Below are 26,209 nucleotides of genomic sequence, written 5' to 3'. Positions count from 1 at the left end.
TATAATTATATAATGTTCGTATAAGAATAACTCTGTTAAAACAGGAGCTGAAGTGATTGAAGGTAATTCTCGCTAAACATTCAGGTTTTTGCTTTGGTGTGCAAAAAGCTATTGAAAAAGCCTTTGAAGAAATGGATAATTCCCAAAAACAAAATCAGGATATATATTCCCTAGGGCCGTTAATTCATAACAAACAAGTGGTGGATGATCTTCAGGAGAGAGGTTTAATTTTAGCCGATACCATTGATGAAATCCATAGCGGCTCGGTGATTATTCGATCTCATGGTGTCCCAAAACAAATTTATAAAGATATTAGAAGGAAAAAACTACAGTTAGTGGATACTACATGCCCATTTGTAAAGCGGATTCAGAAAATAGTAGATCAATTTCACCGAGATGATTATGCTATTGTTATAGTGGGGAGCGCTAGGCACCCTGAAGTTATAGGTATTAATGGATGGTGCAACCATGAAGGATTTGTGATTCAAAGTCCAGAAGATATAGATCAAATTCCTTCCAGTAAACCGTTATGTGTCGTATCGCAAACTACTATGCCTATTCCACTTTTTGAGAATGTTGTATCCGCATTAAAAGAACATCACCAGCATATGAAAGTATTTAATACTATTTGTCTGGCTACTCAAGATAGACAGGAAGCTGCCCTTGAACTTTCACAAGAAGTAGATGCTATGATTGTCATTGGAGGTAGACATAGCTCCAATACACAAAAACTAGTGGAACTATGTAGAAGAATTTTGCCTCAAGATACATATGCCATTGAACAATCTGATGACCTGAAACAATACGATCTCAGTCATTATAAAAGAGTGGGGATAACAGCCGGAGCTTCAACACCAAACTACATTATAGAAAAAGTCATTGGTGAAATAGATAAAACCTATCGTCAAACGAGACAAATCGCTATTGACGGCCCTGCTGGGGCTGGCAAGAGCACTATTGCTAAGATTTTGGCACATAAAATGGGGTTTTTATACATCGATACAGGAGCTATGTACCGTGCTATTACCCTTAAAATTCTAAAATGCAATGTAAATATGTATGATCGACAAGAGGTGAGTCATCTTTTAACCCAAACAGAACTAAACTTTAAAGATGGGGAGATTTATCTGGATAATCAGAATGTTACTGATGAAATAAGATCTGTAGAAATCACGTCTAATGTTTCAAAAATAGCAGCATTGAAAGAAGTGAGAGTCTGGTTAGTTGGTATACAGCAAAAAATAGCTACGGAAAATCATGTAGTGATGGATGGAAGAGATATTGGTACCGTTGTTCTTCCTAATGCTGATATGAAGATATTTTTAACTGCTTCAGTAGAGATGAGAGCCCAGAGAAGATACGAAGAATTTAAAGAGAAGTTTGGAAAAGAAGTGAGCTATAATGAAATTAAACAAACTATTATTAATCGGGATTATGAGGACGAGAATCGTGAGATTGATCCATTGATTCCTGCTTCAGATGCCGTTCATATAGATACAACACAATTAACCATAGAGGAAGTGGTTCGAAGAATTCAAGCAGTATATGAAAAGAGGACTCATAAAACGAGTAATTGAAATAGGTAGTACTATTATTTGAAAATTTTCCGAATAAAAAAGAAGGAATTTGAAAAGTTATGTAGAAATAGAACGTTAGTAAGAAAGGTATGCACTTATACAAGTAATATGCGTCACCTTTTTATGAAATTTATTCACATGGGAGGTTATTGAATGAACAACAATAACGATCAGTCAAATGAAATGAATGAAATGATGGAAGAAATTGAAAAGTCAATGGTACGGCTTCACAGCGGTGATATTGTCAAAGGTCATGTCATCCATGTCACTCAAAATGAGGTTACTGTAAACTTGGGTTATAAATCAGATGGAATTATACCACGAGACGAATTTCCTTCTGAGATTACAGGCGAACTATCAGCGCATTTTAATGCTGGCGATGAGATAGAGGTGTATGTGCAACAAGTTGATGATGGTGATGGAAATGTACTGCTGTCCAAAAGAAAAGTCGATGCCATGAATGAATGGGTTGAACTGGATGACGCACAGGAAAACAATGAGATGATCACTGTTGTCTTAAAAGAGGTTGTGCGAGGTGGAATGATTGCTTATTATAAAAATGTTAAATGCTTTATTCCAGCTAGTCAGCTATCAGATCGATATGTAGATGATCTAAGCGTTTTTGTTGGCGAAACTGTCAATACTAGAATACTTGAAATGGATCGACGCAGAAGCAAAGTGATTTTATCTAGAAAAGCAGTCCTACAGGAGGAAAGAGAACAGAACAAGAAAGAACTGCTGACAACGCTTCAGAAAGGTCAAATTGTAGATGGGCAAGTAAAGCAAATCACAAATTTTGGTGCATTTGTTGATATAGGCGGAATTGATGGATTGATTCATATTTCTGAACTTTCTTGGGGTCGTGTTAAACATCCATCAGATGTTTTAAGCATTGGTGAGCAGGTTAAAGTTGAAGTTCTTGATTTTGAAGAGTCAAATGAGAGAATCTCCTTAAGTTTAAAATCAACGCAACCAGAGCCTTGGAAAGTGGCTGGTGAAACATATGAAGTAGGCCAAATTATTGAAGGAGAAGTTGTTCGATTAGTGGATTTTGGAGTTTTCATTGAGATTGAACCAGGATTAGATGGACTTGTTCATATTTCTCAAATTAGTGAAGAACACGTTGCTAAACCATCAGATGTGCTTCAAAAAGGTCAAAAAGTGATGGTAAAAGTGCTGGATATCAACACGGAAGATCAGCGCATGAGCTTGAGTATGTCCGCAATTGAGAGAGATAAAAGAGAAGAAGAAGAGAAAAAACAAGTTGAAACCGTAGAACAAGCGACACAGGAAGATCAAAGTGTAACCATCGGAGAAGCTCTAGGACATGTTGACGCAGATGAAGATAAAAACTCTATTGACAATGTGACCGAAAAAGAAAAAACAGAAGAAGAGCAATAAGATTTAAGGTGATACGTGTTTGCAACCAGGAGGATATGGACATAAGTTTATTTGCCATATTAGCCTGGTTGTATTTAAATCCTACTGTAAAGGAAGAGTAGCTATGGACGGTTACGAAACGTTTAAATCCAATATATATAAGTTTACAGGCATTGACCTTTCTAGTTATAAAGAAAGACAAATGAAAAGACGGATAGAATCACTGATCTCTAGAAATCGATTTACTTCTTACGTGGATTATTTCACTGAACTAAAAACAAATAAAATTCTACTTGAGGAGTTTATTAATTACCTAACGATAAATGTTTCTGAATTTCGCAGAAATCCACAACAATGGGATGTTTTGGAAAAAGAAATAATTCCTTCCATTATGGCGAAAGTCAAAAAGCCCAAAATCTGGAGTGCTGCATGCTCTACCGGTGAAGAACCGTATACATTGGTAATGCTTATGACTAAATTTATGCCCTTGGCAGAGATAGAAATCATGGCTACGGATATTGATGCAGGTGCATTGGAAAAAGCTGATATTGGAATGTATAATGCAAAAGCAACCAAAAATTTATCTTCGGAAAACGTTAAAAGATTTTTCGATCAAAATGGTGACTTTTATCAAATAAAGAATGAAGTTAAGGAACGGGTGCGATTTAAAAAGCATAACTTACTTGAAGACAAATACCCTGCTGATTGTGATTTGATTATTTGTCGAAATGTAATGATTTATTTTACGGAAGAGACAAAAAGCCTCATGTATCATAAATTTCATGATGCTCTAAAGCCATCAGGGGTATTATTTGTAGGCAGCACAGAGCAAATTATTATGCCTAATCGATATAAGTTAACGCCATTAAAGACTTTTTTTTATCAAAAAAAATAGTCTCTGTACTTAGAAAGAGGTTAAATTAACACATGTTACTTTGTTTACAATCTGTCAGCCACCATATGTGGCTGTTTTTTCTTGGAAACCTTTTTTTCAACCTCAAAATAAGGTACAATGATGAGAGATATCGTAAGAATAGAAAGGTGATTATACATTGAACAAGTTTATGGAAAATACCCATCAAAACCCCTTATTATATAATGTGCAAACCTTTGGTTGTCAAATGAACTTTCACGATTCTGAAAAACTAACAGCTATGTTGCAAGAAATGGGGTATGTAGAAACAGAACTTAAGAACGAGGCAAACCTAATTATTATTAACACCTGTTGTGTCCGTGAAAATGCGGAGCTAAAAGTGTATGGTAACTTAGGTGAGCTGAAGCGACTAAAACAAAAAAATCCAGATATGATTCTGGCGATCTGTGGTTGTATGATGCAACAAAAACATGTGGTAGAAAAAATTCAACAAACATATCCTTTTGTTGATCTAGTTTTTGGTACTCATAATTTACATCGTTTTCCTGAGCTACTGAACAACGCATATCAAATGGAAGGCTTATTAGTAGAGGTATGGGATCATGAGGAGGAAATACCAGAGGATTTACCTGTACAGCGTAAGTTTTCAACGAAGGCTTTTGTGAATATTATGTACGGATGCAACAATTTTTGTTCATATTGCATTGTACCCTACACCAGAGGTCGAGAGCGCAGTCGAGAACCTGACAAGATTATTGAAGAGGTGAAGTTCCTAGCCCAGTCTGGGACCTTAGAAGTTACTTTGTTGGGACAAAACGTTAACTCATACGGAAAAACCTTAGATAAGCCAATGGATTTTACGGATTTATTAATAAGAGTTAACATGATTCAAGGCATTCAGCGCATTCGATTTATGACATCTCATCCTGCTGATTTTTCCGAGAAACTGATGGATGCCATAGCTAATCTTGAAAAAGTTTCTCCACATATGCATTTACCAGTACAAGCCGGAAGTAATCGAGTATTAAAAGAAATGAATCGAAAATATAGCCGTGAAGAGTACTTGGAAAAAATATACCAGCTTAGAGCAAAGGTACCCAATGTTGCCATATCAACGGATATTATTGTTGGTTTTCCAGGAGAAACAGAAGATGATTTCGAAGATACATTGGATCTTGTTAAAAAGGCAGAGTTCGATTCAGCATTTACTTTTTTGTATTCCATTAGAACAGGAACTCCTGCAGCTACCATGGAAAAACAGGTGCCCCATAAAGAAAAAATGAACCGATTTAATAGATTAGTGGATCTAATCAATGAAATAGGATTAAAGAAAAACTTAGAACTTATAGGAACATCTGTGCCTGTTTTGGTAGAAGGTGTGAGTAAAAACAATTCGAGTCGGTTAACAGGTCGCTCGGATACACACAAGTTGGTTAATTTTGATGGAGATGAATCTCAAATCGGAACCATTGTACCTGTAACTATAACGGAAGCAAAAACATTTTCTCTGGTGGGGACTCTTCAGAAATAGATACAGGCAAGTTCAAGGGAGGAATTTTTTTAAATGGCAAAATTAACGCCAATGATGCAACAGTTTTTTGACATAAAAAAGCAGTATCAAGATTCTCTGCTTTTTTTTCGCCTAGGAGATTTTTATGAACTATTCTTTGACGATGCCCTAACGGCCTCTCAAGAGTTAGAAATAACCCTGACAGGCCGTAATTGTGGACAGGAAGAACGTGCACCAATGTGTGGTGTTCCACATCATTCAGCACAAAGCTATATAGACAGACTTGTTAAAAAAGGGTATAAGGTTGCAATTTGTGAACAAGTAGAAGATCCAGAAACTACACCTGGAATTGTGAGACGAGAAGTAATAAGAGTGGTGACGCCTGGTACTGCTTATGACAGCCAACTTCTAGAAGAAAAAAACAATCATTATCTTTTATCTATATACTATCAAAAAAACGGATGGGGTATTGCCTATGTGGACCTATCAACGGGTGAAGTTTTGTGCACCCAAAGCAGGAATGCTGATGACTTTGGGCCTCTGATAAGTGAAATCAATAAAATTCATCCAGGTGAAATCATTTATGGTATTCAAGGTGACACAGAAAATAAAAAACTCAAAAACTGGCTACAAACGACATCTTATTTTATCACGTCATCTAACGACTATTCCATTGACTTGGATCAGGGGCAGGATATGCTCCAGCAACATTTTGCCAAACATGAAACCCAAGATTTTCCGTTGACAACGAAGGATCTCTCTTTACCTGCTCTTATTCAATTATTCTATTATTTACAGGATACTCAAAAAAGAAATCTCACTCATATTACAGTTCTAACCCATTATCGGATTGATGACCGAATGATGCTAGACTATCAAACTCGAAAAAATCTTGAACTGACAGAGACTATTCAAGATCATGAAAAAAAAGGATCTTTGCTGGGAGTACTAGACAAAACGAAAACAGCGATGGGTGGAAGATTGCTTCGTAGATGGATTGAAGAACCACTGACAGATCCCAATGCCATTAAAGATCGCTTGGACGCAGTGACGCTATTTGTTTACAATCAGCTGCTACGAAAAGATCTACGTCGTGTTCTTCGCCATGTATATGATATTGAGCGTCTTATTGGGAAAATAGCACTACAGTCTGCTGGTCCTCGGGATTTATTGAGCTTGAAACAAACATTACAACAGATTAATCATATGAAAACATTGTTAAAAGACGACATCCACCCAAGTCTTATTAGTAAGTGGAATTCTATGCTGGATCCACATCCAACACTTATAGACCTCTTGGAATCAGCTATTACAGAAGAGCCACCGCTTACATTAAAAGATGGTGGTGTCATTAAAAATGGGTTTGATGATGAAATCGATGAACTTAGAACAGCAGCTTCGGAAGGAAAACAATGGATTGCTAACTACGAGAAAACAGAGCGAGAAAGAACGGGTATCAAAACATTAAAAACTGGATACAATCGTGTTTTTGGTTATTACATTGAAGTTTCAAAGTCTTACATGGATACAGTGCCAGAGGATTATCAACGAAAGCAAACTTTAGCAAACTGTGAACGATACATTACAGATCCATTAAAAAAACTGGAATCAAAAATACTTGGGGCAGAAGAACGCTCACAGATTTTAGAAGCCAAGGCATTTAAAGAGATCAGAGAAGTACTTACTCATTATATTTTCACCTTGCAACAAACGGCTAAAGCAGTTGCAGGATTAGATGTCATGGCTGGTATGGCTGAAGTTGCATTTCAAAATCAATATACGCAACCAACGTTATCTGAAACATCGACTATACAAATTCAAAATGGAAGACATCCTGTGGTGGAAAAAACCTTTAATCAAGAATTTTTTGTTCCAAACCATACGTGCATGAACGAAGAAGACCAAATGATTCATATTATAACTGGGCCGAATATGGCTGGAAAATCTACCTATATGCGTCAAGTAGCCCTAATTGTACTGATGGCACAAGTTGGTTCTTATGTTCCAGCGGATAAACTTATTTTAGGAGTAGTTGATCGTATTTTCACTAGGATTGGAGCTAGTGATGATTTATCCCAAGGACGAAGCACCTTTATGATGGAAATGAGCGAGGTTTCTTCCATTTTAAAAGAAGCATCCTCCAAAAGCCTTATAATTCTTGATGAAGTGGGTAGGGGAACTAGTACTTACGATGGATTAAGCATTGCTTGGTCCGTAGTCAAATATATCCATCAGCATATTAAGGCCAAAACTTTATTTTCAACTCATTATCATGAGTTAACAGAGTTAGAAGAGATGTTACCAGGTATCTGCAATTATAAGGTATCCATTAAAGAAGATGGATGCGATATTATTTTTCTTCGTAAAGTGATGGCAGGTACTAGTGATAAAAGTTACGGTATCCAGGTGGCTAGATTAGCTGGATTACCGGAATCCCTCTTAGGAGAAGCAAAAGAAGTACTTGAGCATCTGGAATGTGGAAAAGAGATTATTCATCAACCGATTTCTTTTTTTCAGCGAAAAAAAGATAAAGAAAGCACGGAAATAAAAGAACAACCTTTCGAAACATTAAATCAACAAGAGAAAGAAAAAATACTTCAAAAACTAGTAGAAACAGAAGTGATAAAAATGTCTCCTTTAGAAGCTATTAATTATCTATATGAACTCCAGCAGGAAGCATGTCAGATAGAAAAAGAAAAGGTGTCAGATACTAACCATCAGTCAAAAACTTGGGAGATTGGTAAGGGATGAAGAATAAGCAAATTATTCAACAACTAGATCAGCAAGTCATTAATCAAATTGCTGCTGGAGAAGTGATTGAAGCCCCAAGCTCAGCTGTAAAAGAGTTAGTGGAAAATGCCATTGATGCTAAGGCAACAGAGATACGAGTTGAAATTTCCAAAGGCGGAAAACGATTAATTAAAGTGTCTGATAACGGAACTGGAATTAACGAGGAAGATCTGGAAACAGCCTTTCTTCCTCATACAACCTCTAAACTTAGAAAATTAGAAGACCTGGAGCACATAGAATCTTTAGGGTTTCGTGGCGAAGCCTTGGCAAGTATCTCTTCTGTTTCTAAAGTAGAGGTATATACAAAAACAGTGGATGCAACTCATGGGACTTATGCGGTTTTTGAAAATAGTAAAATACAATATAGAAAGCCGGTTGGTTGTCCTGAAGGTACTAGCATCCTAATTCATGATCTTTTTTCCAATACACCTGCTAGGTTAAAATACCTAAAAAACGACGGAGCTGAATCTAGTAGAATTACAGAGTTGATGACTCGTATCGCTCTCAGTAAAACAGATATCGCATTTCAGTATGTTAACAATAATAATATTATGTTAACTACTTTGGGTGATAATTCCATTTTTACAGCTATGGAATCAATTTTTCCTCGAGAACTAGCTTTAGCCATGATCAAAGGAGTAGTAGATCCTTCTAATGATAATGAAATAATATCGATTTCTGGTCTTATAGGACAACCAAGTTGTACTCGAGGTAATCGATCCTACCAAATTTTCTTTGTCAACAATCGCTTGGTTCGAAGTTCTTTTCTATCGAATGTCTTTGAAGAAGCCTATGGCGAAGCATTGATGACTCGACGACATCCTATTGGAATTCTCTATCTATTTCTTCCACCTTCATTAGTAGATGTTAACGTACATCCTTCAAAAACAACTGTTAAATTCATAGATGAAGCACTGGTTCAAGAAGCACTTAAAAAATTTGTGACTTATAATTTACGTGAATTTTCTTTACTGGCTACATCCGACCCTATGAAACATACCTTAAGTCCAAACTCAGTCAACACTCCAACTTCAAGGATAAATATAACGTCTAAGAGTCAACAATCATTGTATACTAAAACCCCTCAGGAGAAGGAGATAATCAGTAAAAAACTCCATGAAACAGGGATAGAAAAGAATAAACAGAACATAACAAGATTGAAATATGATATAAAGAATAAAGAAAAACCTGTAACCGTACAGGAAAACATCTATACTTTTCAAGAACCCTCCAATCATCAAGAGTTTGGTATCGAAGTAGCAGAGAGAGAAAACTCTCATAAACAATCCGATTTTCTTCAACAAGTGATCAAGAATAAAACCTATCGTTTTGCTGGTCATATTTTCAATACTTACCTATTGCTAGAGTCTGGGGAGTGCCTATATTATATTGATCAACATGCAGCACATGAGAGAGTTGTATATGAATCTATGATGAAATCTTATCGACAAGAAACTGTTTCAGTACAGCAATTAATGGAAGGACAGATTCTTGAACTCAGTGCAGAAGAAGCAGAGATAGTAACCATTTACGAAGATGTTTTTCTAAAAATAGGATTGGAAATCCAAAAATATGGAACTCGTTCATATCGTTTGATGGGAGTTCCCTATGAGATGGGAACTCCTGTAGGAAAAGAGTGGATACTTGATTTGATTGATGATTTAAAGGAAAGTCATACCAGTAAACACCTAGTTCCTACGGATAAAATAATTAGAGCAGCCTGTCGATATTCTATTATGGCAAGGGATGCTTTGGCCTCTAGTGAAATAAGTTCTTTAATCGAGCAAATTGGAGATTTATCTCCACCATTGACTTGTCCACATGGTAGGCCAATTGTCGTTCAGCAACGGATGTATGATATCGAAAAAATGTTTAAACGTGTATAAATCGTTTTTAAATTTTGTAAGGAAAGAAGGTGATCCTTCTTGTGCCAACCGGTTATACCAATTATTGTCGGCCCAACTTCTATAGGAAAAACATATTTAGCAATTGAAATTGCAAAGCGTACCAATGCTGAAATCATATCAGCAGATTCTATGCAAATATATCAGCATATGAATATAGGGACTGCTAAGCCAGATGTCAATGAAATGCAGAGAGTCCCACATCATCTAATAGATTTTGTTAATCCAGAACAACGATTTACGGTAGCTGATTTTCAGGAATTAGCCCTACAAAAAGTGGATGAACTCATTGAAAAACAAATTTTGCCAGTAATCGTTGGTGGTACAGGACTTTACATCAACTCTTTACTCTATGATATGGATTTTACGGAAAAAGAAATAGATGAAAACATGCGGCGACAACTGGAAAAAAGATATCGAGATGAAGGAAGCTCTGTGCTTTATCAGCAATTAGAAAAATTAAACCCTGCTGTAGCCAGTCGTATTCATCCAAATAACTGGAAACGAATTATTCGTGCCATCGAAGTTTGTTCAACATCTACAAAAGGAATGAAAGATTTTTCTAAAGACTTAAAATTCCGTAAAGGATATCGATTTCAAGTATTTGGTATATCTCAGGATCGGGGGTTTTTATATCAATCGATCAATCAACGAGTGGATATGATGATTGCTAATGGCTTGGAAAGAGAGGTAGATCAGCTACTTCAAGCTGGATTTGATCCCACCCTGCCAGCGTTAAAAGGTGTTGGTTATAAAGAATTCATTGGTTACTTTAGTCATCATTATGGGTATGAAGAAGCTGTGGAATTAATTAAGCGTAATACCAGACGATTTGCCAAGAGACAGATGACTTGGTTTAATAAAATTCCAAATATAGCCTGGTTTTACCTGGAAAGCCAGCAGGCGGAAGAAAAAAAGATAGAATTGCAGAGAATAGCTCATACTATTTTAACAGAACTGAAAGGAATGATAGATAATGAAGAACAGCATTAATTTACAAGATGTTTTTTTAAATCAAGTTCGAAAAGAAAATGTTTCCATAACAGTTTTTTTGGTCAATGGATTTCAATTAAAGGGACAAGTAAAAGGATTTGATAATTACACCATCGTTTTGGATACTGAAGGAAAGCAACAACTGATTTATAAACATGCTATTTCAACCATTATTCCATTTAAGACGGTTAATTTTTACCAAGCTTCCCAACAGAATTCAGAAACAATAGAATAAAAAATATCAAAATTGTAGACAAAAGATGATTAATAAAAGGATGATAATTATGTCTTCGTATCTTCAAAAAACATATCAAATTAGTCCGGAAATTATTCAAAAAGTAGAAGCCTCGGAGAAAAACGTGGCTTCTATTTTTCTGGAATTAAATCACATCAAAGAAGAAAACCAGTATAAAGTAATTCATTCCATGCAAAAACACGGATTAAGCGATCAGCATTTTCATTGGACAACAGGATATGGGTATAATGATTTAGGACGAGAAAAAACAGAAGCAATTTATGCAGATGTTTTCGATGCAGAAGATGCTCTGGTTCGACCCAACATCGTAAATGGTACTCATGCTTTATGCCTTTGTCTTTCTTCATTGTTAGATCCAGGTAATACCATGCTATCGATCACTGGAGCTCCTTACGATACTCTGCACCAACTCATTGGCATAGAGGGAAATGATGAGCAGAGTTTAAAAAATTTAGGTGTACATTATGAGCAAATTGAACTAACAACTACTGGCAAGGTGGACCAGGATTTGCTTGTCAAAAAAATGAGAGAATTAAAACCAAAACTTATTTATTTACAACGTTCTACTGGGTATAGCTTCAGACCAGCTTTAACCATTGAAGAAATGGAGAAGATTGTTTATTGCATAAAAAAACAGTTGCCACATACCATAATCATGGTAGACAACTGTTACGGTGAATTTCTAGAAAAGAGGGAACCTACTAGCATTGGTGTAGATATCATGGCCGGATCTCTTATTAAAAATCCAGGTGGTGGCATCGCTTTAACTGGTGGCTATATTGCTGGTAAAGCTCATTTAGTAGAAAAAACAGCTCAGCGGTTAACCGCACCTGGTATAGGAAAGGAATGTGGCTTAACTTTTGGTACTACCCGTTTAGTACTTCAGGGTCTCTTTTTAGCACCTTCCGTTGTATCAGAAGCTGTAAAAGGAGCTATTTTAGCAGCAGCTGTTTTTCAGGATCAAGGATATATCGTGAAGCCAGAACCAGAAGAGCCACGTAGCGATATTATTCAAGCAATCCGCCTTGCTTGTCCAGATAAATTAATTGCTTTCTGTAAAGGCATTCAGGAAGCAGCTCCTGTGGACTCCTTTGTAACGCCCATGCCATGGGAGATGCCGGGGTACAAAGATTCGGTAATCATGGCTGCAGGCGCATTTATTCAGGGTTCCTCTATTGAACTCAGTGCTGATGGTCCTATGAAACCACCCTATCATGTATACTTTCAAGGTGGACTCACCTATGCTCACGCAAAATTAGGGGTTATGAAAGCACTACAACATCTAAAAGTTTTTTCTTAAAAGCGTCGAAGTAAGCCAACCACTTTTCCTAAAACCATCACTTCTTTTACGATAAGGGGTTCCATTTCAGTGTTTTCCGGCTGAAGTCGGAATCCTTGCTTTTCTTTATAGAACCGTTTTACAGTGGCTTCGTCTTCTAATAGAGCAACAACAATATCACCATTTTGAGCTGTATTCTGTTTCTTGACAATTACATTATCACCATTTAAAATACCAGCATCAATCATAGAGCATCCTTCGACTTTTAAAATAAACAGGTCTTCACTAGTTTCCATAAAATCTTTCGGAAGTGGGAAAACATCTTCAATATTCTCATTAGCCAGTATAGGCTCTCCTGCAGTTACTTTCCCAACAATAGGGACATGTACCATTTGTTTCTTTATGCTTTGTTCTTGAAAAGGATAATCCATAATTTCTATGGCCCTAGGTTTTGTGGGGTCTCGCTTGATAAATCCCTTTTTTTCTAGATTTGTAAGATGGTTATGGACCGTTGAAGTAGACTTTAAGTTCACTGCGTTGCAAATTTCTCGTACTGATGGTGGGTATCCCCGTTTGTATACCATTTCTTTTAAATAATCAAGAACACTTTTTTGTTTAGTGGTAAGATCTTCGTATAACAAAGTTCTTTCTCCTTCCTTAATTCGAGCGTTATCTTTTAGAACAATATTATTATATCATAATCAGAGTCGTATTAAAACAGATGTTCTTATGTTCGTTGATTTACTCTTGGTTTTGATGATCAATCCATTCGAAATTTTTAATCAATTCTCTCTTTACATCTTTTCGATGAGCCGCATAGAGTTGGGTTGTCGCAACATTTTCATGATCCATTAAGTTTTGAACATCAAAAATAGAAAAACCTTGCTGAATTAAAGAAGTAGCAGCTGTTGCTCTTAACTTATGAGGACTATACCCTTGGGAAGCAGATGTTCCTAATATAAATGCCGTATATTTTTTTACCATATTTCGAATGGCTCTCACCGTCATTCGCTTCTTTTGTAGCGATAAAAAAAGCGCATCTTGATGTTCCGCGGGGATAGATTCTTTTGGAAGTCGCTCATGTTTTAAATATGTTGTAATCACATCCTCACAGGAATAGTTTATGGGCATTAAAGTTTCTTTTCCTCGCTTACGATAAATTTTAAATTCACCACGACTAAAATTAAAAGATGATATATTGAGCTGGTGTAGTTCATTTAAACGTAATCCGTAAGTTAAAAATAGCACTAAAATTGCTCGATCCCTTAGTTTTGTTTTGTTCCAATAGCGTTTTTCTTTATCAGTGAGCTGATCACCAGATTCTACCATTTCAAGAAGTTGCACCACTTCATTAATATCAAGTCTTTTTATAGCATCTGGTTGAGGTTTTGGTAATTGTATAGGATTAAACCCATCAGTAATATTACGAGGAAGCAATTCATCTCGAAATAGGTTTTTAAACATAACAGAAAGAGAAGACTTTTTTCTTGCTAAAGATCGTTGGTGATTTTCTATGATGCGAATCGAGTCTTCGTGCTCTAGCACATATCTACTACAGTATTGACCAAGAAACTGATTAATATCTTTTGCACTTATTTGTTGAAAATCCTCTAATGTAATAAGCGTAGGTTTGGAAGCTTTTGTTTTAGGCGTTTCTTTCACTAAGTATTGACAGAAGAAGTAGATGTCCTCTAAGTATGCCAAACGAGTTGTAACCGCAACAGCACTTTTGAGGTAAAGAAAAAAATCATTTAAAAATGGTGGCAATCTAGATTCAATGACAAGGCACCGCTGAATGATTCTTTGTTCTTGAATGACCACATGATCTGGCTTATCCGTTTTATTATGAACCCGGAATTCTTTACTCATTAAGAAACTCCTTTCTGAAAAACTCAATATCACAAACTATTCCCTAAATATACATTTAAAGAATAGTAGGCAATGATCAAAAGTTGATAGTACCTACTATTCATCATCATTAACGCTCTTAGGGTTATGATCTTCCACTTTGTCTATCTCTGATAGCTCAAATGACTCTAAAGGCGGTAAATCATTTATAGACTCTAGGCCATAGGCTTTTAAAAAAACATGGGAGGTCCCAAATATAATTGGTTTTCCGATTTTATCCAAGCGACCCTTTTCTTCGATTAGGTTTTTGTCCAACAGAGTTTTTATGGCATGATCCGATTTAACACCACGTATATCATCTACCATAGAACGGGTGATGGGTTGTCGATATGCAATAATTGAAAGCACCTCTAAAGCCGCCTGAGAAAGAGATTTTTGTTTTCTAGGTGCTATTAGCCTTTGAATATATTCTGCATAGACTGGATTCGTAGCAATTTGATAATGATCCTCCATGCGGATTAAACCAATACCGCGATGATAAAACTTATAATCTTCTTCCATTGCTTTTAGTAAGTCTACAACTTCTTGATAGGAATAACCCGTGGCTTTGGATAATTCCTTGGCTGCGATAGGTTCACCCCATGCAAATAAAAGAGCTTCTAGAACTGCTTTTTTTTGTTCTTTCCCCACGATTTAAGTCACTTCCTTTATTTCTGCATCCATCAATTGTTGGTTCATGCTAATTCTTATAGTTCCTTTATGGCTCATTTCTAGTAGAGCTAAAAAAGTCACCACCATTTCTTGACGACACTCTAAGGACATAAAAAAACGTTCAAAGGATAAAGGTTTTGATGAAGATCTTAAGGCTCTCTTAATTTTCTTGATTTGCTGGGACACTTGATACACTTCTCGTTCCACATAAATTGGTTTTGGTTTATACTCTAGTACATCCCGATGAGAGGCCTGTTGGAGGATCTTTTCAAAAATATCCCTTAATTCACAAAGATCTACTTCTTCCATTATTGGACCATCTGTTGTGGTGAGATCCTTGGAAAAAGAACTAAGATCTTCTTGATTTTTAAAAAATATAGTAGGTTGACTCGATTCTTTTTGTTTTAGTTCTTGGGCTGCTATTTTAAATCCTTTGTATTCCAATAATTTAGCCACAAGTATGTCTCTAGGATCTTCTACTTCTTCTTTCTCTTCGATGTTAGCACCCATGTTTGGGAGAAGCATTCTGGATTTAATCTCCATGAGTGTTGCAGCCATCACTAAAAATTCGCTGGTTACTTCCATATCCAGCGAATTCATCTGTTGTAAATAGGCCATATACTGATCCGTAATCTCATGAATCGGAATATCATAGATATCAATTTCATTCTCCTGGATTAGATGATATAGCAAATCCAGCGGTCCTTCAAATACCTTGAGTTTTAGTTGATAGGCCATATACACACCTTCGTTTCTATCATAAATCAAGCACACCCTTTAAAATCCAGTTAAAAAATCAGGAAACTAAGGTAAAGCATAAGCAGATTATATAGTGCGCCTACAATAGGAAATAAGATATTCCGAATCACACCAAAAACCAGCAGAAGCATTAAAATAATCACTGAATACTGTTCTATCTGATAAAAAGTCTCTTCAAATTGCGATGGAAAAAGAGACATTAGGATTTTTGAACCATCCAGGGGTGGAATTGGAAACATGTTAAACACAGCTAAAACTAAGTTTATTGAAATAGCAGATAAGACTACTTGTTGCATGGCAAAGCCAACACCAATGGTCCGCATGAGGATTCCTAAAAGTGTAGTTAGCAGGATTGCCATCAATATGTTGGAGGCAGGTCCAGCAATTGAAACCAGAAAAGTTCCTTTACGGCGATCTGAAAAGAAATAGGGGTTAATTGGAACTGGTTTTGCCCATCCAAAACCCGCAAAAATAAGCATCATAAATCCAATAGGATCAATATGAGCCATAGGATTCAAGGTTAAACGACCATTGTTTTTCGCAGTATTATCTCCCAGTAAAAAAGCCATGTATCCATGAGAAAATTCGTGTATGGTTAGCCCTAGAAGAATTCCAGGTAATATCATGATAATTCTAGTTGGATCCAAATTAAACATTAAGTTCCTCCTTTTAACCTTTGGTACATTTTTTTAGTGAATTCAAGTTCGCTTTTACGATCATAGATCGTACCCATTACTTTTGCTTTCAATACACTATCTAGAATACGCTTATATACTGGTCCAGGTTTAATACCCATAGATTGAAGATCTGCTCCAGTAACACTCCGTTCAATGCTTGCCAGCTTTAATTTATAAAAAGCAATGTAATGTCGAATATAAGGGTTTTCTGAATCGTTGTAGAAAAAAATCAATGCCTCATCTGTATGAGGTTTAAGGGTTTCGTAGATGGTATAACGATCCACTTCTTCTTGATTTAAAATCTGATAGATACGATGCTTTTTTTTCATGGATTGAGCGATGGATAGGGTTAAGGTTTCATTGGCAATTAATTTTTTTAAGACTCTAATTAAATTTTCTTCCTCTACTTCTGCTACTAATTGCATCATCATCACGATAGTCTGATTAAATGGTTTTCTGGATAATTGTCGAAAGCCTTCTAAAGAAAAACGAATGTTTTTTACTTTTCGAATTATTTCATTGCTAATACTCAAGGCCGAATCCAGAGCTTTAAACACATCCAAACTATTCATGAGCTGTAAGCTCTGATCTAGAACATCCTGCTCTCGGATAATATGCATCATCTCTTCTCGAATTCGATCATTGCTTAATTTTTCAATCATATCCGCATGAATGGCCTGTTCGATATAATGTCGAGTTGATTTTTCAATGACAAATCCAAATCGAGAAGCAAATCGTATCGCTCGAAAAATCCTAGTAGGATCTTCAATAAAGCTCAAATTATATAATACGCGAATTTGTTTGTTTTGAAGGTCCTTCATGCCACCAAAATAATCAATCATTTCACCAAAGTGATGCTCATTCAAAATAATCGCCATACAGTTAATCGTAAAGTCCCGACGAAATAAATCGCTCCAAATATTACTTCTCTCCACCTTCGGTAGAGCAGCAGGATATTCATAATACTCTCGTCGTGCTGTAACAATATCGAGAGAAATAAACTGTGGCAATTTTATAACAGCTGTACCAAATTCACTGTATTCTGTCAGATTACCACCAAGCCTATTGTTAAGGGCTCTGGCATATTGGATACCATCTCCTTCTGTTACAAAATCTAAATCCCAATTATCGGTTTTTAGTAGCAAATCACGAACAAATCCACCTACCACATATACCCGCTGATCCAAGGAGTCACCTATTTGACCCGCAATAGTCAGTAGTTCTCTGATTTTAAGAGGTAATTCTGCTATAGCCTCCGAACATTGATAGATCTGTTCACTGGTATCATTAAATATTTTCTCATACCAATAAGCGGTATTGAATCCATGTAAGTATTTTAACAGATCTGTACGAGTAACAATACCAGTTAGATGACCATCTTCAACGACAGGAAGCCTTCCGATATTATGTGTCACCAATAACTCGTTAATCTCATTTAATGAAGTAACAGGTTCTATGGTTACCACATCATGACTCATAAAAGCTTTTAAAGGCGCATGGCCCAACCCATGATTCATGGCTTTTTCAATATCTGTTCGTGAAATAATCCCAGAAATTCTTTTCTCTTCATCAATTACTGGCATCCCTGTATGTCCATAACGCAACATAATACGGTTTGCTTCATGAATAGAAATCTCCTGATCTAATGATTTGACGGGCCAACTCATAATTTCTTTGGCAACCACTTGAGGTGTAATTCGTTTGTTTAGTTCTTCCACCAGCTCTTTTTTTATTTCAGAAGGGTCTCCTTCACGAACAGTAGCCGATGCTGCTCGAGGATGACCAGCCCCTTTGAAATCCTTCAGAACAAAGGGAATATTGATATTGTCTTCCATGCTTCGACCAATGATGTAACAACGAGTTTCCATTCGAACAATCACAAAAACCGCATCCACTCGCAAGACATCTAAGATTTTATTGGCTATAATGCCCACTTCATTCACAAAATGAGGGCTAGAAAAAGTGGCAATTGCCACCCTAAAATGGTTGATTCTCATGGTTTCTGAATTTTGTAGTAACATGGAAAATAGTTCTTCGTGATCCGGACTCCATGTATCTTGAATGTATTCGTTGATAATTTCTAAATTGGCGTCATTTTCCAATAGAAAGGATAAAGCTTTAGCATCATGACTCGTTGTATTGGAAAAAGTTAGGCAATTGGTATCCGCATAAAGCCCTAGAGCGAATAAAGTTGCCTCAAAAGGATTAATAGAAATATTCCGATTCATTAGTTCTTCAATGAGAATCGAAATGCATGCACCATATTTTTTCATATGAAGCTCCGCACCTGGAATCGCTTTATCATTTGGAAAATGATGATCAAATATTTTAATCGGAACATCCTCCACAATCTGTTTGAATTTGCCAATTCGATCGGAGGTATGAATGTCTACTATAATAAGACTGGTTACATGCTCTGTTTTAATTTTATTCGAGAATCGTATGGACAAAGCATTTTTATAAAACGTGTAAAAACGTTTGACTTCCTGTTCTAAATTTCCAGAAAAAGCCATCACCGCATCCGGGTATAATTTAGAACAGGCTACCATACTGGCAAGTCCGTCAAAATCAAGGTTTTGATGACTGGTGATCAGCTTCATGAAAGACACCCTTTCACATGGATAGCCATAAATATTTCGTTATTAGGTTGTTATAATCCCTTGAATCATATCTCTTTGTTTCGGTTTCTGGCCAGATAGGCAATAGGATTTTTGAATCCATTCCATGGCTTCAGGAATTCTATTGGCTTCATTGGCATAGAGAGTAGCAACTGCATCTCCTTTGGCAACATAGTCGCAGCGTTTCTTTTTAAGAACAAGTCCGACATCAAGGTCGATGATACTATCTTTTTGCGTTCGACCAGCGCCTAAAGCCAAGGCTGCTTTTCCGATCATTTCAGCATGAATCTCCTGGACATAGCCCTCTGCACCTAGAAACACTTCTTTTTGATAAGTTGTTTGGCAGTAGGAACTACTATCTTCAATAATTCCAATATCGCCGCCTTGTTCCCTTACAAAGGCTTTCAATTTAGCCAATGCTTTTCCGCTGGCAATACTTTCTACCATCATTATTCTTGCCCTTTCTACCGAATCTGCTTTTTCTGCTAATAGTAACATATAAGCGCCTAGTTCAATACATAGATCTGTTACATCTTGTGGCCCTTTTCCTTTTAATACATTAATGGCTTCTATGACTTCTAATGTATTCCCTACGGCATACCCTAAAGGCTGATCCATATCCGTTACAAGTGCTACTACTTTTCGGTCTAAGTTCTTACCAATACTCACCATAGAGTTGGCTAAATGCTTAGCATCTTCAATGGATTTCATAAAAGCACCAGATCCGAATTTTACATCTAAAACGATAGCATCTGCGCCAGAAGCAAGTTTTTTAGACATAATGCTACTGGCAATTAATGAAATGTTTTCTATCGTTGCCGTTACGTCTCGCAAGGCATATAGCTTTTTATCCGCAGGAGCCAAATTTGCAGTTTGACCAGCAACTGCCAGGTGAAGTTCATTCACTCGCTGAATAAAGGATTCGATGGTCATTTCTGTTTCCATGCCTTTGAAGGCTTCTAATTTATCAATAGTTCCACCTGTATGACCTAAACCACGCCCAGACATTTTAGCCACAGGAATTCCTAAAGCCGCCACCATTGGTCCAAGGGCTATGGTTGTTTTATCTCCAACTCCACCAGTACTGTGCTTATCCACCTTAGTGCCATCAATTCCGTCAAGACAAATCCGATCTCCAGAGTTCATCATCGCTTCAGTTAAATCAGCGGTTTCTTGGTCGCTCATTTTTTGAAAATACAATGCCATTAAAAAGGCAGCCACTTGATAATCCGGAAATTTATCTTCAGTAACTCCTTTGATAAAAAAATTGATTTCTTCTTTGCTTAACTCTTCACCATTTCTTTTTCGGTAGATAAGTTCTAGGATTTTCATATCAAAAGTCCTTTCCTATTCCGTTTTAAATACAAAATCATCTTAAAGTCCTCGGATTCATTAAAATGCAATCGGCAAAGCTGGTACCAATCTTTGTATCTTTTGTATTCAGTAAGTCCGCAACCGTACTCCCGATATCTGCAAAGGTTTTTCGGGTTCCAATATCTGTTCCAGCATTAACAGCGTCACCCAAAGCTAATATAGGCACATATTCACGGGTATGATCTGTTCCTCTAAAGGTAGGATCGTTCCCGTGATCTGCCGTAATGATAAGTATATCATCTGGCTTCATGATTTTCAAAATTTCTGGAATTCGATGATCTGCTTCTTCCAAAGCATTACGATATCCTTTTGCATCTCTTCGATGCCCATACTTCATATCAAAATCCACAAGATTTGTAAAAATTAAACCCGTTGAATACTTTTGCATCATATGAATCATTTGATCTATACCATCCATATTACTCTTAGTGTGAACTGAGTGAGTAATTCCTTTTCCATTGAAGATATCTTCGATCTTACCAACAGCCACTACAGGATAGCCAGCATCTTTGCAATAATCCAGCACTGTTGGAGAAGGAGGCGTAAGGGAATAATCCTTTCTTCGATGAGTTCTGGTGAAACTTCCGACATTGCCAATAAAAGGCCTTGCGATAATTCGTGCTAAGGCATAATCACCTCTCATGATTTCACGGGCAATCTCACACATACGGTAGAGTTCATCAATAGGGATAATTTCTTCGTGAGCAGCAATTTGAAATACGCTGTCTGCAGAGGTATATACAATAGGATAAGCCGATTCCATATGTTCCGGTCCCAATTCTTCAATAATAGCCGTTCCGGAAGCGGGATAATTCCCTAAAGTTTTTCTTCCGATTCGTTTCTCAAATAAACTCATTACTTCTTCAGGAAATCCATCTGGAAAAGTTTGAAAAGGTTTTTCTATATGCAGACCCGCAATTTCCCAATGACCTGTGGTTGTATCTTTACCCATAGAAAGTTCAGAGGCTCTTCCATAGGCTCCCATTGGTTGCTGAACTCCTTCAATCACATCTACTCCATGGATGTTACCAAGACCGAGTTTTTGTAGATTTGGAAGATGAAGACCACCGGTTTTTCGAGCCATATTCCCTAAGGTGTCAGCACCTGCATCATTAAACAGATCTGCATCTGGCAATGCTCCAATACCTACACTATCCAGAATTAATAATAAAACACGATTAATCATTTATATACACACCTTCCGTAAAATTTAGCATAGCTAATGTGGTATTAGGCCCTTGGATGCGTTTTACTATATACATCTCTTAATTTTGACTTAATCATTTGGGCGTAAATTTGTGTGGTTGAAATGTCTGAATGACCCATCATTTCCTGCACAGATTTTAAATCAGCACCGTTCTCTATTAAGTGGGTAGCAAAAGAATGCCTTAGAGTATGCGGTGTGATTTCTACCTTTATGCTGGCCGCGGCAGCATAACTTTTCATGATTTTCCAAAAACCTTGTCGTGACATAGGTTTTCCTTTTACATTCAGAAATAATTGATTTTCCATTTCTAGCAGATTCTGTTGACTCCAGTGTTTTTCGATATAATCCTTCAAAGCCTTGACTGCTTCTCCTCCTAGAGGAATAATTCTAGATTTTCCACGACTTCCTTTACAATTAAGAAATCCCATGGCTAAATTCACGTCTTCTAGTTTCAAGTTAATCAGCTCTGTTACTCGTATGCCTGTGGCATAAAGTATTTCTAGCATGGCCCGATCTCGAGAGCCCTTAAACGTATCTGTATCCGGCTGTTCTAATAATCGCTGTATATTCTCAGTAGAAAGGCTTTGTGGCGATCTTTTCTCACATTTTGGAGCCTCCAGCATTAAAGATGGGTTTTCATCAATGTGTTTTTCCTTGGTCAAAAAATGAAAAAAACACCGAATACTGGCAATGTTTCGAGCAATCGTTGAAGAGGCTCTTCCCTCCTGCTCCAATTCCAAGCAGTAGCTTATGAGCGTTGTTTGATTGACTTCTTGTGGTGTGGCAACTTCCCTCACCTTCAAAAAATTGATTAATTGTTTAATATCACGAGTGTAAGAAACAGCCGTATTATAAGAAAGTTTACGGTTGTTGATTAAGAACTCAGAAAAATCATCTAGCAAACGAACCATAACGTTCTCCTTTTCTATACATTTATTTTTGTTGTTCTTTTATTTTGTTCATCGCACTTAAAACACCAATGATCGTTTTACTATCCTTGATTTCACCTCTCATAATCCTCTCTACTAATTCTTCAAAAGGGACTTCAAGAACTTCTAAATATTCATCTTCATCTGGCCTTGCTTTGCCTGATTCTAAATCATGAGCTAGAAAAATATGGATAATTTCATCTGAAAAACCAGGACTTGTGTAGTAACTAAGGATTTCTTCGTAACAGTTGGCCGAATAACCAGTTTCTTCCGCCAACTCTCTTTTGGCACAAGTCAATGGATTTTCATCTTGTTCCAATCGTCCTGCTGGTATTTCCAACAATATAGATTCCACTGGCTTGCGATACTGTCGGACAAGAATCACATTTCCATCCTTTGTGATAGGTACAACAGCTGCAGCTCCAGAATGTTCGACAATTTCTCTTTTAGAATATTTTTTATCTGGTAATTCAACTGTATCTAATCGAAGTGTTAGAATTTTTCCTTCATAGATTTTTTGGCTTTTTAGTGTTTTTTCTTCCACCAACAACTCCCCCTCAAAAACAATCCATTATCCAATGGCCTAGTTTCTTCTATCATACCTGTTTTTACAGTTGTTGACAAGGACAACAAAGCATGTACAATAAGGTTATACTATTTATATATCGAATAAAGAAAGGAATTTTTTTATGCAAGAAAAAGAATCAGCCCTGTCTCGTGCACTACATTATCTATCTTGGCGTTCAAGAACTAAAAGTGAAGTCCAACAGCATCTAAGGGATAAAGCATACACAGAATCTGAAATTACAGAAGCTCTTCACCGACTGATGGACTACGGATATGTGAATGATGATGCCTATATGAAACAGGTTACAGAAAGTATTCTTGCTAATCCTGGAAAGGGAAAGAACACTATTAAGGGAAAAGTGCGTCATAAAGGGATCGACGACGAGCTGATTAGTCAGCATATAGAAAGTTATCATAATCAGGTAGATGAAAAAAAAGCCGTCCTATTAGCTCGAAAACTTGTAAAACAGTCTGCAAAACTACCTTGGCGCAAAATACAAGAAAAAATGAGTCGTCAGCTAATGAGCAAAGGATTTGATCAAGAAGTGATACAGAAAACCCTTCGCTGGATAGAGGACAACAAAGATATTTATCAGCTTTACGAAGAACATAATGATATTCGAAAGAACAAAGCAAGAGTCGATGCAGAAAAATTATACATTAAATGGTCAAAAAAAGAGAAAGACCGTCGGATCATACGGTCTAAAGTGATGCAATCACTCTATCAAAAAGGATATGATGGAGATTTGATTCATCAGTTACTCGCTTCCCTTATGAAGGATGATAACTAGATTGAGAGGCATTCAACATTTCTCTTGCATGCTCTAGGGTAATCTCTGTAACAGTTCCATCTAGAAGACGACCTAGTTCATGCAATCGCTCTTCTTCCAGAAGCGTTTTTACACGGACACTTGTTTTTTTACCATGTTCATTTTTTTCAATTTGAAAATGATGTTGAGCCATGGCTGCAATCTGGGCCAAATGGGTAATGCAAATCACCTGATGACTTTGGGATACATAAGCCAATTTTTCGCCTAAAACTTGAGCGGTGCGACCACTAATGCCAGTATCAATTTCATCGAAAATCAGGGTAGGAATGGCATCAATACGAGCAAATAGAGTTTTAAAAGCCAACATAATGCGGGACATTTCACCACCAGAAGCAATTTTGGACAAAGGCTTCATGGGTTCCCCTAAATTGGTAGAAATCATAAAAGATATCTCATCCATACCAGATTCTTTTAAGTCCACTTTTTGATGATCAACAGAAAATGAAACTTTCCCCATATTCAATGTTACTAGAATGCCGACCATTTCTTTCTGTAATTGCTTAGCTGTTTCTTTTCTTAACTTCGAAAGTTTATTGGCTAAGGCCTTGGCAGATTCCTGTTCAACAGCCAGTTTTTCTATGGTTTGTTGGTATTTTTCTGTACTATTAATCAATTCATCCATCTCATCTTGTAAAGCATTACGAAAAGTTAAGATTTCTTCGATACTGGATCCATACTTACGTTTTAACTGACTAATAAGCTCTAAACGTTGCTGAATAGATTCAAGTTCTTCTGGAAGAAAGTCTACTTGTTCATGATAGGAACGAATATCTCGACAGAGTTCTTCTAGATTCACCCTAATTTCTTCTGCCCTAGAAGAAAAGGATTCCAGTGGTTTACTTAAATGCGTTAATTGAAATAGATCTTTAACATGCTGACCCAGCAAATCTAAGGCAGAAGGAGCTTCTCCCCCTTCATAGACGCCTTCATGAAAACCACCAAGAATCTGAAAGATTTGTTGGCCGTGCCTTAAGAATTCATTTCTTTCTTGTAATTCAGCTTCTTCATCAATCGTCAGGTTTGCATCATCGATCTCGTCCATTTGAACTTGCAAAAAATCCAGTTGTCTCGCTCGTTCCTGATCACTAGTACCAAAACCTTGCAATTCTTTCTTAAGAGTTAGGATTCTTTGGTAATGCATTCGATATTCGTTTTTTAAAGATTCAAGCATATGTCCACCATAAGTATCCAACATTCCAATATGTCGGCTTTGGTCTAACAAGGACTGATGTTCATGTTGGCCATGAATATCCATGAGACGACTCATAATTCTTTTAAGAATTTGTTGAGTAACCGTTAAGCCATTTAATCGACAGATGCTTCTACCATTACTAAACAAATCTCGGTTCACAATTAGCTGTTGATCGTCGCCTAGATCCACACCAAGGTCACGAAGCATTAATTGGACGTCCTCATATCCATTCACATCATAAACTGCCTGAATACGAGCTTTTTCAGCGCCAGATTTTACCAATGTCCGGTCTCCTCGGCCTCCAAGGCACAAACTTACTGCATCAATAATAATTGACTTTCCAGCACCGGTTTCACCAGTTAATACCGTAAAGCCTTTATGGAAAGTAAGTGTCACATGATTTATGAGCGCAAAATCCCTGATATCCAATTCGATCAGCATCATTCGTCCTCCAATAGGATGTCCCCTTATTATTCAGTCAGTTCTCTGAACCGTTGCTTAATAGCTTCTACTTCATCTTCATTACGAATTAAAACAAAGATGGTGTCATCTCCAGCAATCGTGCCAACCACTTCTTCGAAATTTGCAGCGTCTATGGCAGAAGCCGCCGCTTGTCCTGCGGCCACAATGGTTTTAATGACAATGATATTACCAGAATGATCGATCGATACAATGGATTCTTTAAAGAGTCGAACCAAGCGTTCTGTTAACATGGACTCCTGGCTACCCATAGCCGTATATTTATACCGACCACTTCGTGACATTTGCTTAATTAAATGTAATTCTTTAATATCTCTTGATACCGTGGCTTGAGTCACCTTTAGTCCTAGGTCTTTTAGCGTGCTAGTCAATTCTTCCTGGGTTTCAATATCTCTTTGACTGATAATCTCCAGAATCTTAGCTTGACGAATATATTTCATGTTACCCTCCTTCT

The 26,209-nt window shown here is 36.9% G+C and carries 22 protein-coding genes; 10 read left to right on the top strand and 12 right to left on the bottom strand.

What is annotated here, in order from left to right; genetic code table 11:
• Positions 1–56 precede the first annotated feature (56 nt).
• From ACZ47N_RS00320 to ACZ47N_RS00280, 9 genes are all read left to right on the top strand, one after another.
• Entirely contained in the window at positions 57–1,577 is a 1,521-nt protein-coding gene (locus ACZ47N_RS00320; RefSeq protein ID WP_464887147.1) for a 4-hydroxy-3-methylbut-2-enyl diphosphate reductase, read from the top strand.
• Positions 1,578–1,730: 153 nt separating this feature from the next.
• Positions 1,731–2,978, top strand: a complete 1,248-nt coding sequence (gene rpsA / locus ACZ47N_RS00315; protein ID WP_464887146.1) for a 30S ribosomal protein S1 — start codon at positions 1,731–1,733, stop codon at positions 2,976–2,978.
• A gap of 103 nt (positions 2,979–3,081) precedes the next feature.
• A complete protein-coding gene (locus ACZ47N_RS00310) occupies positions 3,082–3,852 on the top strand; it encodes a CheR family methyltransferase (RefSeq protein ID WP_464887145.1) in 771 nt (256 codons plus the stop codon).
• A gap of 169 nt (positions 3,853–4,021) precedes the next feature.
• Positions 4,022–5,362 (top strand): tRNA (N6-isopentenyl adenosine(37)-C2)-methylthiotransferase MiaB, encoded by a 1,341-nt coding sequence (gene miaB, locus ACZ47N_RS00305; RefSeq protein ID WP_464888449.1) that lies wholly within the window; start codon positions 4,022–4,024, stop codon positions 5,360–5,362.
• A 33-nt stretch (positions 5,363–5,395) separates the two neighbouring features.
• Positions 5,396–8,092 (top strand): DNA mismatch repair protein MutS, encoded by a 2,697-nt coding sequence (gene mutS, locus ACZ47N_RS00300; protein WP_464887144.1) that lies wholly within the window; start codon positions 5,396–5,398, stop codon positions 8,090–8,092.
• Entirely contained in the window at positions 8,089–10,017 is a 1,929-nt protein-coding gene (gene mutL, locus ACZ47N_RS00295; protein WP_464887143.1) for a DNA mismatch repair endonuclease MutL, read from the top strand. The genes mutS and mutL overlap by 4 nt, the downstream gene beginning before the upstream one ends.
• A 39-nt stretch (positions 10,018–10,056) precedes the next feature.
• Positions 10,057–11,028, top strand: coding sequence for a tRNA (adenosine(37)-N6)-dimethylallyltransferase MiaA (gene miaA / locus ACZ47N_RS00290; protein WP_464887142.1), 972 nt, complete (start codon positions 10,057–10,059; stop codon positions 11,026–11,028).
• Positions 11,012–11,263: an RNA chaperone Hfq gene (gene hfq, locus ACZ47N_RS00285; RefSeq protein WP_464887141.1), complete on the top strand. Its 252-nt coding sequence runs from the start codon at positions 11,012–11,014 to the stop codon at positions 11,261–11,263. Before miaA ends, hfq begins: the two co-directional genes overlap by 17 nt.
• A gap of 40 nt (positions 11,264–11,303) precedes the next feature.
• Positions 11,304–12,584, top strand: coding sequence for a methionine gamma-lyase family protein (locus tag ACZ47N_RS00280; protein WP_464887140.1), 1,281 nt, complete (start codon positions 11,304–11,306; stop codon positions 12,582–12,584).
• Here ACZ47N_RS00280 and lexA read toward each other — a convergent pair.
• From lexA to ACZ47N_RS00230, 10 genes are all read right to left on the bottom strand, one after another.
• Complete coding sequence (lexA, locus tag ACZ47N_RS00275; RefSeq protein ID WP_464887139.1) at positions 12,581–13,204, bottom strand: transcriptional repressor LexA; 624 nt, start codon at positions 13,202–13,204, stop codon at positions 12,581–12,583. The two genes, ACZ47N_RS00280 and lexA, sit on opposite strands and share 4 nt — an antisense overlap.
• A 100-nt stretch (positions 13,205–13,304) precedes the next feature.
• Positions 13,305–14,432, bottom strand: coding sequence for a tyrosine-type recombinase/integrase (locus ACZ47N_RS00270; RefSeq protein WP_464887138.1), 1,128 nt, complete (start codon positions 14,430–14,432; stop codon positions 13,305–13,307).
• Between the two features lie 96 nt (positions 14,433–14,528).
• Positions 14,529–15,101 carry an SMC-Scp complex subunit ScpB gene (gene scpB, locus ACZ47N_RS00265; RefSeq protein WP_464887137.1) on the bottom strand — a complete coding sequence of 191 codons (573 nt, stop codon included), beginning with the start codon at positions 15,099–15,101 and terminating at the stop codon, positions 14,529–14,531.
• Positions 15,102–15,104: 3 nt separating this feature from the next.
• Complete coding sequence (locus tag ACZ47N_RS00260) at positions 15,105–15,860, bottom strand: segregation and condensation protein A (RefSeq protein WP_464887136.1); 756 nt, start codon at positions 15,858–15,860, stop codon at positions 15,105–15,107.
• 50 nt (positions 15,861–15,910) lie between these two features.
• Positions 15,911–16,537, bottom strand: a complete 627-nt coding sequence (locus ACZ47N_RS00255; RefSeq protein ID WP_464887135.1) for a site-2 protease family protein — start codon at positions 16,535–16,537, stop codon at positions 15,911–15,913.
• A complete protein-coding gene (locus tag ACZ47N_RS00250; RefSeq protein ID WP_464887134.1) occupies positions 16,537–19,158 on the bottom strand; it encodes a CBS domain-containing protein in 2,622 nt (873 codons plus the stop codon). The genes ACZ47N_RS00255 and ACZ47N_RS00250 overlap by 1 nt, the downstream gene beginning before the upstream one ends.
• Positions 19,159–19,200: 42 nt before the next feature.
• Positions 19,201–20,508 (bottom strand): pyrimidine-nucleoside phosphorylase, encoded by a 1,308-nt coding sequence (locus tag ACZ47N_RS00245; RefSeq protein WP_464887133.1) that lies wholly within the window; start codon positions 20,506–20,508, stop codon positions 19,201–19,203.
• Between the two features lie 37 nt (positions 20,509–20,545).
• On the bottom strand, positions 20,546–21,736 hold the full coding sequence (locus ACZ47N_RS00240; RefSeq protein WP_464887132.1) for a phosphopentomutase: 1,191 nt from the start codon (positions 21,734–21,736) through the stop codon (positions 20,546–20,548).
• A 44-nt stretch (positions 21,737–21,780) separates the two neighbouring features.
• Entirely contained in the window at positions 21,781–22,668 is an 888-nt protein-coding gene (gene xerD / locus ACZ47N_RS00235; RefSeq protein ID WP_464887131.1) for a site-specific tyrosine recombinase XerD, read from the bottom strand.
• A gap of 22 nt (positions 22,669–22,690) precedes the next feature.
• Positions 22,691–23,230: an NUDIX domain-containing protein gene (locus ACZ47N_RS00230; RefSeq protein ID WP_464887130.1), complete on the bottom strand. Its 540-nt coding sequence runs from the start codon at positions 23,228–23,230 to the stop codon at positions 22,691–22,693.
• A 145-nt stretch (positions 23,231–23,375) separates the two neighbouring features.
• Here ACZ47N_RS00230 and ACZ47N_RS00225 point away from each other — a divergent pair, with 145 nt between their 5' ends.
• Positions 23,376–24,044, top strand: a complete 669-nt coding sequence (locus ACZ47N_RS00225) for a regulatory protein RecX (protein ID WP_464887129.1) — start codon at positions 23,376–23,378, stop codon at positions 24,042–24,044.
• Here the strand turns inward: ACZ47N_RS00225 and recN are convergent.
• Together recN and ACZ47N_RS00215 are read right to left on the bottom strand one after the other, a co-directional pair.
• Positions 24,025–25,716, bottom strand: coding sequence for a DNA repair protein RecN (gene recN / locus ACZ47N_RS00220; RefSeq protein ID WP_464887128.1), 1,692 nt, complete (start codon positions 25,714–25,716; stop codon positions 24,025–24,027). The genes ACZ47N_RS00225 and recN overlap by 20 nt on opposite strands.
• Positions 25,717–25,745: 29 nt before the next feature.
• Positions 25,746–26,195, bottom strand: coding sequence for an arginine repressor (locus ACZ47N_RS00215; protein WP_464887127.1), 450 nt, complete (start codon positions 26,193–26,195; stop codon positions 25,746–25,748).
• Positions 26,196–26,209: the final 14 nt, after the last annotated feature.

The sequence above is a fragment of the Tindallia texcoconensis genome, assembly GCF_055383815.1.
The sequence above is the reverse complement of the archived record's forward strand: the minus strand, read 5'-3'. Positions and strand labels throughout refer to the sequence as shown.

Bases quoted from the DNA above. Each gene is read 5' to 3' on its own strand.
- rpsA (WP_464887146.1), top strand. From the start codon at position 1,731: ATGAACAACAATAACGATCAGTCAAATGAAATGAATGAAATGATGGAA.
- ACZ47N_RS00310 (WP_464887145.1), top strand. From the start codon at position 3,082: ATGGACGGTTACGAAACGTTTAAATCCAATATATATAAGTTTACAGGC.
- miaB (WP_464888449.1), top strand. From the start codon at position 4,022: ATGGAAAATACCCATCAAAACCCCTTATTATATAATGTGCAAACCTTT.
- mutS (WP_464887144.1), top strand. From the start codon at position 5,396: ATGGCAAAATTAACGCCAATGATGCAACAGTTTTTTGACATAAAAAAG.
- mutL (WP_464887143.1), top strand. From the start codon at position 8,089: ATGAAGAATAAGCAAATTATTCAACAACTAGATCAGCAAGTCATTAAT.
- hfq (WP_464887141.1), top strand. From the start codon at position 11,012: ATGAAGAACAGCATTAATTTACAAGATGTTTTTTTAAATCAAGTTCGA.
- ACZ47N_RS00280 (WP_464887140.1), top strand. From the start codon at position 11,304: ATGATAATTATGTCTTCGTATCTTCAAAAAACATATCAAATTAGTCCG.
- ACZ47N_RS00270 (WP_464887138.1), bottom strand. From the start codon at position 14,432: ATGAGTAAAGAATTCCGGGTTCATAATAAAACGGATAAGCCAGATCAT.
- ACZ47N_RS00260 (WP_464887136.1), bottom strand. From the start codon at position 15,860: ATGGCCTATCAACTAAAACTCAAGGTATTTGAAGGACCGCTGGATTTG.
- ACZ47N_RS00255 (WP_464887135.1), bottom strand. From the start codon at position 16,537: ATGTTTAATTTGGATCCAACTAGAATTATCATGATATTACCTGGAATT.
- ACZ47N_RS00250 (WP_464887134.1), bottom strand. From the start codon at position 19,158: ATGAAGCTGATCACCAGTCATCAAAACCTTGATTTTGACGGACTTGCC.
- ACZ47N_RS00245 (WP_464887133.1), bottom strand. From the start codon at position 20,508: ATGAAAATCCTAGAACTTATCTACCGAAAAAGAAATGGTGAAGAGTTA.
- ACZ47N_RS00240 (WP_464887132.1), bottom strand. From the start codon at position 21,736: ATGATTAATCGTGTTTTATTATTAATTCTGGATAGTGTAGGTATTGGA.
- xerD (WP_464887131.1), bottom strand. From the start codon at position 22,668: ATGGTTCGTTTGCTAGATGATTTTTCTGAGTTCTTAATCAACAACCGT.
- ACZ47N_RS00225 (WP_464887129.1), top strand. From the start codon at position 23,376: ATGCAAGAAAAAGAATCAGCCCTGTCTCGTGCACTACATTATCTATCT.
- recN (WP_464887128.1), bottom strand. From the start codon at position 25,716: ATGCTGATCGAATTGGATATCAGGGATTTTGCGCTCATAAATCATGTG.
- ACZ47N_RS00215 (WP_464887127.1), bottom strand. From the start codon at position 26,195: ATGAAATATATTCGTCAAGCTAAGATTCTGGAGATTATCAGTCAAAGA.